The sequence below is a fragment of the Aestuariirhabdus sp. LZHN29 genome, from assembly GCF_049985285.1.
In the GTDB taxonomy this organism is placed as follows: Bacteria; Pseudomonadota; Gammaproteobacteria; order Pseudomonadales; family Aestuariirhabdaceae; genus Aestuariirhabdus.
On the sequence record NZ_JBNIEU010000002.1, the window covers coordinates 672,965 to 684,995 of the forward strand.

Sequence of the window (12,031 nt, forward strand, 5' to 3'; positions counted from 1 at the left end):
TTCTACTGTTGGGTGTGGGTATGGGTGCGGTTGATCAGCTGGTATTTCCAGCGTACGTACATCATGGAGCTGCAAAACAGCAGGGCGCTGAGAATAGACTCCAGCCAGCCAAAGGCTTCGGTGGGGGCGGCGAAGGTGTTGAGTACGCCGGCAGTAAAATAGAACAGCACCACGAAGCAGAGCCAGGCCTGGGCTTTAGGGGCACCACTTAACACCGCCGGCAGGAACAGGATCAGGGGCACCGCTTGTACCAGCCAAACACTCAGCAGGTGATCCACCTTAGGCGGGTCGATGATAAAGGTCCAGAGGGTGATAATTGTCAGGATCGCGAAGTACAGTACCCGGCTCATCAACAGGGCGCCATCGGCATTGCGCTGCAAAGGGTCGGGACTCATGAAATATCTCCCTGCAGGCGTCCGGCCAGGCGCGCAACCCGCTGGCCTAGTGCCATACATAGCGCCTGCTCATCGCTGCTGATTGAGCGGTCGTTGTCGGCTCCCGAATGATGACTCGCTCCATAGGGCGTTCCCCCGCTGCTGGTGCGCATTAACGCGCTTTCACTGTAGGGGATGCCGCAATAAACCATGCCGTGGTGTAGCAGTGGCAACAGCATGCTGAGCAGGGTGCTCTCCTGACCACCGTGGAGACTGGAGGTCGAAGTAAACGCCGCTGCAGGTTTATCGATCAGGGCGCCGGTTAACCACAGTGCGCTGGTGCCGTCGATAAAGTATTTGAGCGGGGCCGCCATATTGCCAAAGCGGGTGGGACTTCCCAGTATCAAGCCGGCGCAGTTGCGCAGATCCTCTTCGCTGCAGTAGATGGCCCCCTCGGCCGGGATGTCGGGTTCCGTGGCCTCACAGAGTGCAGAAACCGCCGGTACGGTGCGCAGGCGCGCCTCCATGCCGGTTTCGCGTTCGACCCCGAGGGCGATCGTTTTAGCCATCTCGGCGGTGGCACCATGGCGACTGTAGTAGAGCACCAGGATGTAGGCTTGGGACATCAGAGAATCTCCAATACGGATTCCGGTGGACGGCCTACTTTGGCGCGTCCTCCGGCAACCACAATGGGGCGCTCGATCAGGCGAGGGCACTTGACCATGCCATCGATCAGGGTCGCCTCTGGCAGGTCGGCCTGATTGAGTCCCAGCTCCTTGTATTCGGTTTCCCCGGTACGCATTAATTGGCGCGCGGAGGTATATTCAAGCTGGCCAAGCAGTGTTTTCAGCTGCTGGGCGTCGGGAGGGGTCTCCAGGTAAAGCACAATCGATGGAGTGATTCCCTGCTCTTCAAGAAGTTGAAGGGTCTGGCGCGATTTGGAACAACGCGGGTTGTGATAGATGACAACGTCGGACATTGCTGGGTAACCTCTCCCGTGACATGATGAAAGCAACCAGTTCGACCCCTGGTGTCGGGGTCGAGTCATGGTCAGGTTAGCTATTCTAGAACGATTGACAGGGATGGAGAAAGGCCAGTATGAGTAAGAGTGAGAGCGCACTGCACTATTTACGCTATCTGCAGCAGCGATTTTCCGAAGATGGATGCTTGCAGCGCGCATCAGCACTTACCTATACGACGCTGTTTGCTGTGGTGCCGATGATGACGGTGACCTACAGCATGCTGTCGGCAATCCCCTCGTTTAACGGCGTGGGAGAGCAGATACAGGCCTTTGTGTTCCAAAACTTTGTGCCCTCGGCGGGTGCGACCGTGGAGGAGTACCTGCAGGGGTTTTCGCGGCAGGCCAGGCAACTCACCGCGGTGGGTATTGCCATTCTGGTGGTGACCGCCTATATGATGCTACGCAGTATCGAAAGCGCGTTAAACGCCATCTGGCGGGTTGAGCATGGGCGGCGTGGGCTGGCTGGCTTTTTACTCTATTGGGCCATCTTGAGTCTCGGTCCCCTGCTACTGGGGTTGGGGTTTGTGCTCACCTCCTATGTCGCATCCTTTAAGCTCTTCAACGACACCACCGAGATGCTGGGACTAGGTAGCTGGCTGTTTCGGGTGCTGCCCTTTCTGATGAGCGTGGCGGCATTTTGCCTGATCTATATGGCGGTGCCGAATCGTAAGGTGTTGTTTCGCCATGCGCTTCTCGGAGGCGTGGTGGTGTCGTTGCTGCTGGAGCTGGCGAAGGCGATGTTTGCGCTGTTTATCTCATTGTCTCCATCATATCAGCTCATATACGGCGCCTTCGCTGCGGTGCCGCTGTTTCTGTTATGGATCTATCTGGGGTGGGTGATTGTGCTGTTTGGAGCCGAGATGGTGCGCAGTCTCGGAGACCTGCAGGCCATTATGATCCGCCACCCCCTGCCCAATACCCTGCAGGCACTGTTGGTGTTGGAGGCGTTTGACGATAGCTTCGCCAAAGGCGAATCGATGAGCCGTGAAAGCTATCAGCAACGGCGTCCGATCAGCATGGAACAGTGGGAGTGCTGCTGTCGGGCACTGGCCCATGAAGGGTTGCTGCGTGAAGATCAGGAGGGGGCGTGGGCCCTTTCGCGCAATCTGGCAACGGTCGAATTTTGGCCGCTAATACGGGCGTTGCCCTGGGGGATGCCTCCCGTTGAATCACTAAAGGCGATCAGGGAGCCCCTGCCCGACTGGCTGATCCGGTTACTGGAGCAGCTGCAGCAATTCGACTCTTCGGGGCGCGAGCAGTTCTCTATGCCGCTGTCGATCCTGTTTGGAACGGGGTTGGCGGCTGAGCCTGAGCAGTCCTGAACGTAACCGCCAACGCTACGCCTGTTAAGCGTTGGGCGGCCCCTGACGTTAATGCTGTGGCAGGATCTTTGCCGAAAACTCAGGCGGCTTTGAAACTGAAACGATCGATCAGGGGAGTGCGGGTCAGTAGCTCTGAGGCGCGCACATCGTATTGCTTTCCCTGTTGGGGAACATCGAGGTGCATCTCACGGCCTGTATTGTAGATGCCGCTTGCAGCGAGCACGCTGTGTTGCTGACGGCCATTATTGCGCTGGGTTACCAGCAGTCCGGTACGATAATTTTCACCCGGTCCAGGCCGATCCTGGGCGCGTAATTTGATAGGGCGAACAGCGCCACGAATGTACTCTACACCTAGCAGTTTGTTCTCGTTGGAGGTGCACTGCTGCCAGCGTACGATACCCAGAATCCAGTGGGGGTGGGATTGGCGATCACTGCGCATGGCGACCAGCTGGCCGTTATAGAGGTTTTGTTGATCGCTACGAGGCAAGCGCAGGCAAAAACCACCATGACTCTCATTCATCATTTTTCCCGTGGTCTTGTGCTGGTTGTGCGGGTCGGCATCAACCGAGAGGGGGGATAGCTGATGATGGATGCTATGAATTCCCCACACGAGGCCGGCCATGGCATTGACCGGAATCCTAAGGTCCTGCCGGTAGTTAAGCTGTTTCCAGCTGTCGCAGGCCTGATGCAAAAGATCAATGGCGTGATCGGTGTTGATCGAGGCAGGCATCCCAATAGACGTACTGCTGCTGCCGGATACCAGGGTATTCATATGCTGCTCGGTTAATGAGATCAGCTTATTGCTGTTGATGACCCGAAGTTCTGCCGACGTGGTGGGTTGGTGACTGTGGTTGCTAAAGGGTTTGTCGGAAAGGTTAAGATCCACCATAAAGTAGTGGTCAGAACCCTGCTCCTGATAATTTCTGTCGAGCATTACGTATTTTGACCAGTGCCCCAAATAGTTGTAAAGCACCCAGTGTTCGCCGCTGTTGAGGTGGTACGGATTGGCGCCTTCCAGCATTAGTAATTGTTTGAACAGGTCGCCGGTGGTGTTTGCCGTTACCGGCTCGAATGCCTGTCCGGCGGTGACCTGGTGCAGGTGACGGGACTCTGCCAGAAAGTAGAGCTGGTTAACTTCGCTCCAGATATAGGTAGGAGGTTGTTGGAAGTTATCGTAGCAGTGCAGCAGGCAGTGCCCTAGATAGTAGAGGCTCATATAGATATGGCTTGCCAGGTCTCGTCCGCTGTTGTGATGCTTCAGGGACTCTTGCAGGATAATCTTGTAGCCGATGGCCAGCTCCTCCTTGAGCTGCATCATGCTCGCGACCTCTTCCATTTTCTTGGGGCGCAGGTACTTGATGGATATGCTGGGGCGGTAATAGCTCTCAAATATTCGGTAGCTGTAGTCGAAGCTTTGCATAATGCCAATGCGATCGTTGAGCGCGACCTGGGTGCGGTTGAGCAGGGATAGTATTCTGGTGCACTCTATGAGGGCTTCGGGGATATTTCCGAGGGGCAACTCCTGCAGTTTGCGTTTTACCGCTTTGGGGGTTGCTTCAAACAGGGTGCTGCGCGATATCTCCCGAGCAGGAGTATGCAGCTCTGGATTATTGAGGTTCATGTTGCAATCCTTGCCAGATAGGCTGTTCCATTGCCCACCCTGGCTATGTAACATGTGACAACCTAGGGTAACTAAGCGTCGCATGGCTGGCCGAAAAATGCGCTTGATATGAGAATAGTTCTTCTCGCTGTTTGTTGTCTAATGAGTATTGGCTGTAGCGAAACCGGTTTTTATGACCAGTATGGCAACCGCATCGACCTGTCACGCCCCGAGGGCGGCTGGGTTGTGGTCAATTATTGGGCCCAGTGGTGCGAGCCGTGCCGGGTGGAGATTCCAGAGTTGAATCGCCTGCATCGGGCCTCCAATGGGGTAACAGTGTTGGGCGTGTCCTTCGATGGCGCTCAAACTGCTGCAGAGCTGGCCGTGCAGATTGAGGATATGGGTATCCAGTTCCCTGTACTGGATAGAGATCCCGCGCCTGCATTGAGTCGTAAGCCACCGGTTGGGCTGCCTGCCAGTTGGATCCTGAGCCCCGCCGGGCGGGTTGTGGAGCAGCGCCTGGGTCCTCAAACCGAGGCCGGATTGCTGGCAGTGATCGCACAACATAAGGCTGGCCAGAGCCAGTGAGCGGGTTGCTTTGCGCAGGGCGATCAGGGAGAGAGTTAATGGGTGATCAAAATGGATGATCAAGTATGCCGCAGAGCCCTGGTGAGGGGTAAAGTGCAGGGGGTGTGGTTTCGGGCATCGACCCAGAAGCGGGCGCGGCAGTTGGGGGTTGATGGCTGGGCCCACAATATGCCCAATGGTGATGTCGAGGTGCTGATGTGTGGCGCACCGACTGCGGTGGCCGCACTGGAGCAATGGTTGCATCAGGGGCCGCCGCTGGCCAAAGTTCAGTCGGTAGAATCCGAGTCTGCGGCGCCCATCGCTGTGGTGGGGTTTACGACAGGATAAAAGCTCTGTATCAGGACTCGTGCACGTACCAGTGGTCGTACCAGGCGGTCATGACCCGTTCCGGATACCAGGTTTTCCCGAGACTGCCGTTGTAACGGGCTAAGCCTCGAATCAGGTTGCCTTTTTCCTTCTTGAGGTAATAGGCGAGGATGGTACAGCCATAACGCAGATTAGTGGCGATATCGGTCAGGTTATCTTCGGGGCGACCGATTTCACCTTTCCAGAACGGCATAACCTGCATCAAACCCTGGGCCCCGGCCGAGGATACTGCGTAGCGGTTGAAACCGCTCTCCACCTGAATCAAGGCGATCACCAGTTCCGGCTGCAGCTCGGCGCGAATGGCTTCGCGGTGAATTTGCCGCAGCAGGTCGAGGCGGCGGTTATGATCCGGAATACGGCTTTGCAAGCGGTTCGACATATCCAGTAGCCAGACCTGAGCGTCGAAGCGGTCGTCAAAACTATCGGCGCTATTGACGGTCGTGATCAGGAGTGTTCTTAGCTCCTGATCTACCGATCTCTCCTGCGCGTAAAGCGTGGCGGGGGCAAAGAGCAGGAGCAGCACCATCAGGTGGCTGCAAACCTGGCTCTGTATCCCTCTCCGTTTCACGCTAGCGCTCGCTTCGGGGCGGATCAGGAGCGGATCTGCTGCTGCAGGAACGCCAGCACCGAATCGAGCTCAATATCCTGCTTTTCGCTTTGGCGGCGGTTTTTGTATTCCACTTTACCCTCCTTGAGCCCGCGTTCGCCGATCACCAGACGGTGTGGAATGCCGATCAATTCCATGTCAGCGAACTTGACGCCGGGGCTGGTTTTCTTGTCACGATCGTCAAGCAGCACGTCGAAGCCAGCGGCCTGCAACTCATTGTAGAGCTTTTCGGTGGTTTCGCGCACTCGTTCGGACTTGTCCATCTGCATGGGCACGATGCCGATCTGGTAGGGGGCAATGGCGTCGGGCCAGATGATGCCCTGCTGGTCATGATTCTGCTCGATGGACGCGGCCACCACGCGGGACACTCCGATACCGTAACAGCCCATGGTCATCACAACGTCTTTACCCTGCTCGTTAAGGACGGTGGCGTTCAACGCTTTGCTGTACTTTTCTCCTAGCTGAAAAATATGGCCCACCTCGATGCCGCGCTTGATCATCAGGGTGCCCTGACCGCAAGGGCTCGGGTCGCCCTCCACTACGCTGCGCAGGTCCGCAACCTGGGGCTCGCTGGTGTCGCGACCCCAGTTAATATTGAAGTAGTGCTTATCTTCGATATTGGCTCCGGCACCAAAGTCGGCCATTTTCGCGACCGTACGATCCACGATGCAGGGCAGTGGTAGGTTAACCGGCCCCAGAGAGCCGGGGCCCGCATCGAGGGTGGCACGAATTTCCGCCTCAGTGGCAAAGCGCAGGGGACTTTCGACCTCAGGCAGGTTTTCAGCCTTGATTTCGTTGAGTTCATGGTCGCCCCGTACCAGCAGCGCGACGAACGCTTCATCGCACTCATCGCTGGCGGCAACGATCAGGGTCTTGACGGTCTGCTCGATAGGTAATTTAAACTGCTCCACCAGTTCTGCGATGGTGTGGGCGTTGGGAGTATCGACCAGGGCCATCTCTGCACCAGGGGCAGGGCGTTCGCCCATGGGGGCAAGCGCCTCGGCTTTTTCGATGTTGGCCGCGTAATCGCTGGAGTCGCTAAATACGATGGCATCTTCGCCGGATGAAGCCAGCACGTGGAACTCGTGGGAACCCGTGCCACCGATGGATCCGCTATCGGCTTCCACAGGACGGTAATCGAGCTGCAGTCGATCGAAGATGCGACAGTAGGTGTCGTGCATTCGTTCGTAGGTCTCTTGCAGAGATGCCTGGTCTACGTGGAAGGAGTATGCATCCTTCATTATAAACTCACGGGCGCGCATAAGGCCGAAACGCGGGCGAATTTCATCACGAAACTTGGTTTGTACCTGATAAAAGCTGGCCGGCAGCTGCTTGTAGCTGTTGAGTTCACTGCGAGCGATATCCGTGATCACCTCCTCGTGGGTGGGGCCTACACAGAATTCACGCTGGTGACGGTCCGTCAGGCGCAACAGCTCGGGACCATACTGTTGCCAGCGGCCCGATTCCTGCCATAACTCGGCCGGTTGAACCGCCGGCATCAACAGCTCCAGCGCTCCGCTGCGGTCCATCTCCTCGCGCACAATGCGCTCCACTTTTCGCAGGGTACGCAGTCCAAGGGGGAGCCAGGTGTAAAGGCCGGATGCGAGTTTGCGTATCATGCCTGCCCGCAACATCAATTGGTGGCTGACTACCGCCGCATCGGCGGGAGTTTCCTTGAGGGTAGGGATGAAAGTCTGGGTTGTGCGCATAGGGTAGGATCCGCTGTCGGTCAAAAAAGAGCTATTTTACGGTGGCTCAAAGGTGAATGCATCACCTGTGGTTAATTCTGCTTTAATCAGCGCCAGGGGTAGCCGCTTGTTTGTGCGTTTAATGTACAGGTAAGCTCGACATTCGGGCCCCGACTCTTTATAGTGCGCACCCCTTCGTGTTCGCCTGACGGCGGCGCTGTCGGGCAACCCCCTCCACCTGTAAGCCCCCAGGAATACTCCTTTGATATCCACCGCGAACATCACCATGCAGTTTGGCGCCGAGCCATTGTTTGAAAATATCTCAGCCCAATTCGGTAACGGCAATCGTTATGGCCTGATTGGCGCGAATGGCTGCGGAAAATCTACATTTATGAAGATTCTCAGTGGTGAGCTGGCGCCGACGTCCGGAAATATCTCCATTACTCCGGGGTACACGGTGGGAACCTTGAGTCAGGACCAGTTTGCTTTTGAAGAGTACAGCGTGGTCGATGCGGTTATCATGGGTGATACGCAGCTGTGGAAGGTAAAGCAGGAGCGTGATCGTATCTATTCGCTGCCCGAAATGAGCGAAGAGGACGGCATCAAGGTAGCGCATCTCGAAATCGAGTTTGCCGAGATGGATGGCTACAGTGCCGAAAGCCGCGCAGGTGATATTTTGCTGGAAGCCGGAATTGCAGAAAAATATCATTTTGGCTCGATGGAGCAAGTCGCCCCCGGTTGGAAAGTGCGGGTCTTGCTCGCGCAGGCGCTGTTCGCCAACCCCGACATCCTGCTTCTGGATGAGCCGACCAACAACCTGGATATTCATACCATCAACTGGTTGGCAGGGGTGCTTAACCAGCGTAAGTGTACGATGATCATTATCTCTCACGACCGCCATTTTCTGAATTCGGTTTGCACCCACATGGCCGATATCGACTACGGTGAGTTGCGTATCTATCCGGGTAACTATGAAGCGTTTACGGCGGCGTCTTCGTTGATTCAGGAGCAGCTGTTGGCAGAAAATGCGAAGAAGAGTGCCGAGATCGACGAGTTGCAGGCCTTCGTTAACCGCTTTGGCGCCAACGCATCGAAAGCCAAGCAGGCCAGTTCACGCGCTAAGAAAATGGACAAGATCAAGCTGGACGAGGTGAAGTCATCCAGCCGCATGACGCCCTCGATCAGCTTTAAGCAGGACAAGAAACTTCACCGTCAGGCCTTGGTGTTGGAGGATCTCTCCCATGGCTACGACGATAAGCCCCTGTTCAACGACGGTAACCTGATTCTGGAAGCGGGAGCCAGACTCGCCGTTATCGGCGCCAACGGTGCCGGTAAAACCACCTTTCTGCGTTGCCTGATTGATGACCTGAAAGCCAATCAGGGGGTCATTAAATGGTCGGACAACGCCACCATCGGTTACTGTCCCCAGGACAGTACCGATGATTTTGACTGCGACCTGAACCTGTTTGACTGGATGTCCCAGTGGCGCACCGCTAAACACGACGATTTGATGGTACGAGGCCTGTTGGGCCGCCTGCTATTTACCGCCGATGAGCTTAATAAAAAGGCCCGAGTCTGTTCCGGTGGCGAGAAAAACCGGCTCCTGTTTGGTAAGTTGATGATGCTCAATATCAATGTACTGGTAATGGATGAGCCGACCAACCACCTGGATATGGAAGCGATCGAAGCCCTGAACAAGGCGCTCAAGGCGTGGGATGGCACCTTGATCTTTGTCAGCCACGACCGCGAGTTTGTCTCCTCTCTGGCGACCCGTGTGGTTGAGATCAAGGAGCATAAAGTGGTGGACTTTCAGGGTACCTATGAGGAATACCTTGCCAGTCTGGATCAGGTATTGAGGGTCGCGTAAACCTGCTGCTATGGGGCGGCGCTTACTGAGTTGTTATCTCGTTAACACAACGACAGTTCCTGCTCGGGCATTGGCCTTGTTGATGTTGTTCCCTGCGTGTTGTTGATTCGGGATGTGGCGCGGTCATGCCGTACAGGCTCGGTATGGCGCATCTGATCTATACTTTTTCGCAACAGGCTTGAAGCCTATGGCGTTTGGGTAACGAAAGCGATGCGTAACTCTGGCATAATCGCGGCCTGCTCGGTGATATCGGCGACCCTTGATCTCCCCAACGCCACCTTCACTCCATTACCTTGAGGCGCGAAGCTATGGATGACTATCAACTCGATCCCCAATTGAGCCGCGATACCCTGACTGTCGGTGAATTTCCACTGTGTAGCCTGTTATTGATGAACGATAGCAGTTACCCCTGGTTTATTCTGGTGCCTCGAAGAGCCGGTGTGGAGGAGATATTTCAGCTCGGTAACGAGGATCGGCAGCAGTTGTTGTGGGAGTCCTGTTACGTCAGCGAAAAGCTGAAAGACCTCTATTCAGCCAACAAAATGAATGTGGCCGCGCTGGGGAATATGGTGCGCCAGCTGCATCTGCACCATGTGGTTCGGTATGAGAGCGACGCGGCCTGGCCAGCACCGGTGTGGGGGGCTGCGAAAGCGCAGCCCTATACCCCTGAAGAGATAAAAGAAACACTGGAGCGACTTAAGGTCGTCTTTACCGCCCACCTGGAGTTCGCAGGATAGAAATCATGTCAAAACAGACCTCACCACTTACGCCCCGTGACGATGCACCTGAGTCGACTCGCCATCAGTTGGTGGAGCTGCAAACCCAATTGGCGTTTCAGGAGGATACGATTCAGGCGCTGGATAGGGTGGTTACGCGTCAACAGCAGCAGATTGACCGCTTGGAGGAGCAACTTCAATACCTGAGAAAGCGGTTTGAGGCGTTGCCCGACACCCTCGGTGATGAAGTCCCGGATCAGCGTCCCCCTCATTATTGAACGGCTGGATAGCGCCTGAGGGCAAAAAAACCGGGGAGTGAGTAAAAAAGGCAGGCATTGCGCCTGCCTTTTTGCTGTTGAGCGTTGCTTGGTCCTGACTTAAAGGGGAGCCACATCCTCCGCCTGTAGCCCCTTTTCACGCTGGGTAACGACAAAGCTAACTCGTTGGCCGTCGGCCAGTGTTCGGTGGCCATCGCCACGGATGGAGCGAAAGTGGACGAAGATATCGTCTCCGGACTGGCGAGTAATAAAGCCAAAGCCCTTGGAGACGTTAAACCACTTTACCTCACCCTCTTCACGGCCGCTGCTCACGCGCTTGCCCTTGATACCCGGGGCGGTGATTCGCTTAAGCCAGCCTTGGCGTGATAACAGATGCGCACAGGCGCCTGCGGCCATAAGCCACGCCGCCAAGGCTAAAAGCTGGATGTTAAGCGCCTCATCCAGGCGACCAAAGCGCTCGGCTGCGACCATGATGGATGCCACCAGAATCAGCAGCGAGCCTATAGCTGCCGTCGCCCGCTGGATGGTGCTGCGCTCACTTGAGTAGTAAATCCCCAGTAACAGGTTGGCACAAGCCACGGTAATCAGCAGCAGCGTTGTGGGTTGGGCCAATAGCTCTCCTGCGGAGTAGCCGGGGTAGACTTGCGGATACAGCGCCGAGAGCAGGCTGCCGCTTAACAGGCCTAGCAACATAAGCACCAGGCCAAGGATGAGATGACAATACTTTAGCAACATTAGGAAACACACCTTGTGAATGTCCGACCGCGCGGCGGGAGGGCAACGGACAGGCGAAAGGAATAAGCGCTGCCGGTCCCTGAACGTTAAACATCCAGAGGTGCCCCATCGGGTGAGTTCGAATTTTTCGAAGGTCCCGTCGTTCCGTCGTAGCGGAGTCGGTCTTGTTTAGCTGTTATGTTTATGGGTACCCGCTGGATGAATACAGTAGAAAATCGTTACCCAGCGCGACAGCTCTATTTAACCGCAACGCTTAGCCAACCTCAAATCAATAAATGGGCGCAAATGCACGAAAAAGAGGGTGCTTTGTCGGTGAGTGTGTATTATATTTTTTGACCTGACTGCGATATATAAGCGGCGGCCAACCCGAAGGAAGCGGGCGTTGCGGCACAACGAAAAACAACTCTTGGGGAGTGAATAGAATGGCAGAGCAGAAACGCAAAACCACGGCGTTAAAAGAGCGCTATACAAAAACCCAGATTATGGGTGAAATTGCCGATAATACAGGGCTAAGTAAGAAAGAGGTGGCCGCCGTGCTGGATGAGTTATCGGTTCTTATGGAGCGTCATATCAAAAAGCGTTCCTGTGGCGAGTTCACACTGCCCGGGCTACTCAAGGTCACCACGGTTAAAAAACCTGCCGTAAAGGCCCGTAAAGGTATTAACCCTTTTACCGGCGAAGAGACTATGTTCAAGGCCAAGCCCGCCACTACCCAGGTAAAGGTGCGTCCGCTGAAGAAGTTAAAAGATTTTGCGCTGAGCTAACCCGGCGCTTGGCACATAAAAAAACTCTCCTCGGAGAGTTTTTTTATGTCTGCTTGTTAGACGCAGGGCGTTTATCTTGCGTTATCTCCACTCAGGCGCAGATCT

The 12,031-nt window shown here is 55.5% G+C and carries 13 protein-coding genes and 1 pseudogene; 7 read left to right on the top strand and 7 right to left on the bottom strand.

Annotated elements, in window-relative coordinates; all coding sequences use genetic code 11:
• Positions 1 to 2: 2 nt before the first annotated feature.
• Genes ACP3PW_RS09855 through arsC form a run of 3 tightly spaced genes read right to left on the bottom strand, consistent with a single transcriptional unit; the run spans position 3 to position 1,353 of the window.
• Complete coding sequence (locus ACP3PW_RS09855; RefSeq protein ID WP_426416527.1) at positions 3 to 395, bottom strand: DUF2069 domain-containing protein; 393 nt, start codon at positions 393 to 395, stop codon at positions 3 to 5.
• Positions 392 to 1,000, bottom strand: coding sequence for an NAD(P)H:quinone oxidoreductase (gene wrbA, locus ACP3PW_RS09860; protein WP_426416528.1), 609 nt, complete (start codon positions 998 to 1,000; stop codon positions 392 to 394). Before wrbA ends, ACP3PW_RS09855 begins: the two co-directional genes overlap by 4 nt.
• Positions 1,000 to 1,353 (bottom strand): arsenate reductase (glutaredoxin), encoded by a 354-nt coding sequence (gene arsC, locus ACP3PW_RS09865; protein ID WP_426416529.1) that lies wholly within the window; start codon positions 1,351 to 1,353, stop codon positions 1,000 to 1,002. The genes wrbA and arsC overlap by 1 nt, the downstream gene beginning before the upstream one ends.
• A gap of 119 nt (positions 1,354 to 1,472) precedes the next feature.
• On the opposite strand from arsC, the gene ACP3PW_RS09870 reads away from it, so the two are divergent.
• Positions 1,473 to 2,717 (top strand): virulence factor BrkB family protein, encoded by a 1,245-nt coding sequence (locus tag ACP3PW_RS09870; RefSeq protein WP_426416530.1) that lies wholly within the window; start codon positions 1,473 to 1,475, stop codon positions 2,715 to 2,717.
• A gap of 79 nt (positions 2,718 to 2,796) precedes the next feature.
• Here the strand turns inward: ACP3PW_RS09870 and ACP3PW_RS09875 are convergent, their stop codons facing one another.
• The gene (locus tag ACP3PW_RS09875) at positions 2,797 to 4,338 is read right to left on the bottom strand and encodes a hypothetical protein (protein WP_426416531.1); all 1,542 of its coding nucleotides are present in this window, start codon (positions 4,336 to 4,338) and stop codon (positions 2,797 to 2,799) included.
• Between the two features lie 108 nt (positions 4,339 to 4,446).
• On the opposite strand from ACP3PW_RS09875, the gene ACP3PW_RS09880 reads away from it, so the two are divergent.
• Complete coding sequence (locus tag ACP3PW_RS09880; protein ID WP_426416532.1) at positions 4,447 to 4,905, top strand: TlpA family protein disulfide reductase; 459 nt, start codon at positions 4,447 to 4,449, stop codon at positions 4,903 to 4,905.
• A gap of 51 nt (positions 4,906 to 4,956) precedes the next feature.
• The gene (locus tag ACP3PW_RS09885) at positions 4,957 to 5,232 is read left to right on the top strand and encodes an acylphosphatase (protein ID WP_426416533.1); all 276 of its coding nucleotides are present in this window, start codon (positions 4,957 to 4,959) and stop codon (positions 5,230 to 5,232) included.
• A gap of 10 nt (positions 5,233 to 5,242) precedes the next feature.
• Here ACP3PW_RS09885 and ACP3PW_RS09890 read toward each other — a convergent pair whose 3' ends face one another.
• Positions 5,243 to 5,797 (bottom strand): lytic transglycosylase domain-containing protein, encoded by a 555-nt coding sequence (locus ACP3PW_RS09890; RefSeq protein ID WP_426416534.1) that lies wholly within the window; start codon positions 5,795 to 5,797, stop codon positions 5,243 to 5,245.
• A 65-nt stretch (positions 5,798 to 5,862) separates the two neighbouring features.
• Positions 5,863 to 7,587: a proline--tRNA ligase gene (locus ACP3PW_RS09895; protein WP_426416535.1), complete on the bottom strand. Its 1,725-nt coding sequence runs from the start codon at positions 7,585 to 7,587 to the stop codon at positions 5,863 to 5,865.
• A gap of 241 nt (positions 7,588 to 7,828) precedes the next feature.
• Here ACP3PW_RS09895 and ACP3PW_RS09900 point away from each other — a divergent pair, with 241 nt between their 5' ends.
• The 3 genes from ACP3PW_RS09900 (at position 7,829) to ACP3PW_RS09910 (ending at position 10,427) form a co-directional block, all read left to right on the top strand.
• A complete protein-coding gene (locus tag ACP3PW_RS09900) occupies positions 7,829 to 9,433 on the top strand; it encodes an ABC-F family ATPase (RefSeq protein ID WP_426416536.1) in 1,605 nt (534 codons plus the stop codon).
• A gap of 308 nt (positions 9,434 to 9,741) precedes the next feature.
• Positions 9,742 to 10,170 (top strand): HIT domain-containing protein, encoded by a 429-nt coding sequence (locus ACP3PW_RS09905; RefSeq protein ID WP_426416537.1) that lies wholly within the window; start codon positions 9,742 to 9,744, stop codon positions 10,168 to 10,170.
• A gap of 5 nt (positions 10,171 to 10,175) precedes the next feature.
• A complete protein-coding gene (locus ACP3PW_RS09910; RefSeq protein ID WP_426416538.1) occupies positions 10,176 to 10,427 on the top strand; it encodes a SlyX family protein in 252 nt (83 codons plus the stop codon).
• A gap of 99 nt (positions 10,428 to 10,526) precedes the next feature.
• Here ACP3PW_RS09910 and ACP3PW_RS09915 read toward each other — a convergent pair.
• Positions 10,527 to 10,727, bottom strand: a pseudogene (locus ACP3PW_RS09915) (cold-shock protein); the annotation flags it as partial.
• A gap of 857 nt (positions 10,728 to 11,584) precedes the next feature.
• Between ACP3PW_RS09915 and ACP3PW_RS09920 the strand changes: the two are divergent.
• Complete coding sequence (locus tag ACP3PW_RS09920; protein WP_426416539.1) at positions 11,585 to 11,926, top strand: HU family DNA-binding protein; 342 nt, start codon at positions 11,585 to 11,587, stop codon at positions 11,924 to 11,926.
• The last annotated feature ends 105 nt before the right edge of the window (positions 11,927 to 12,031 follow it).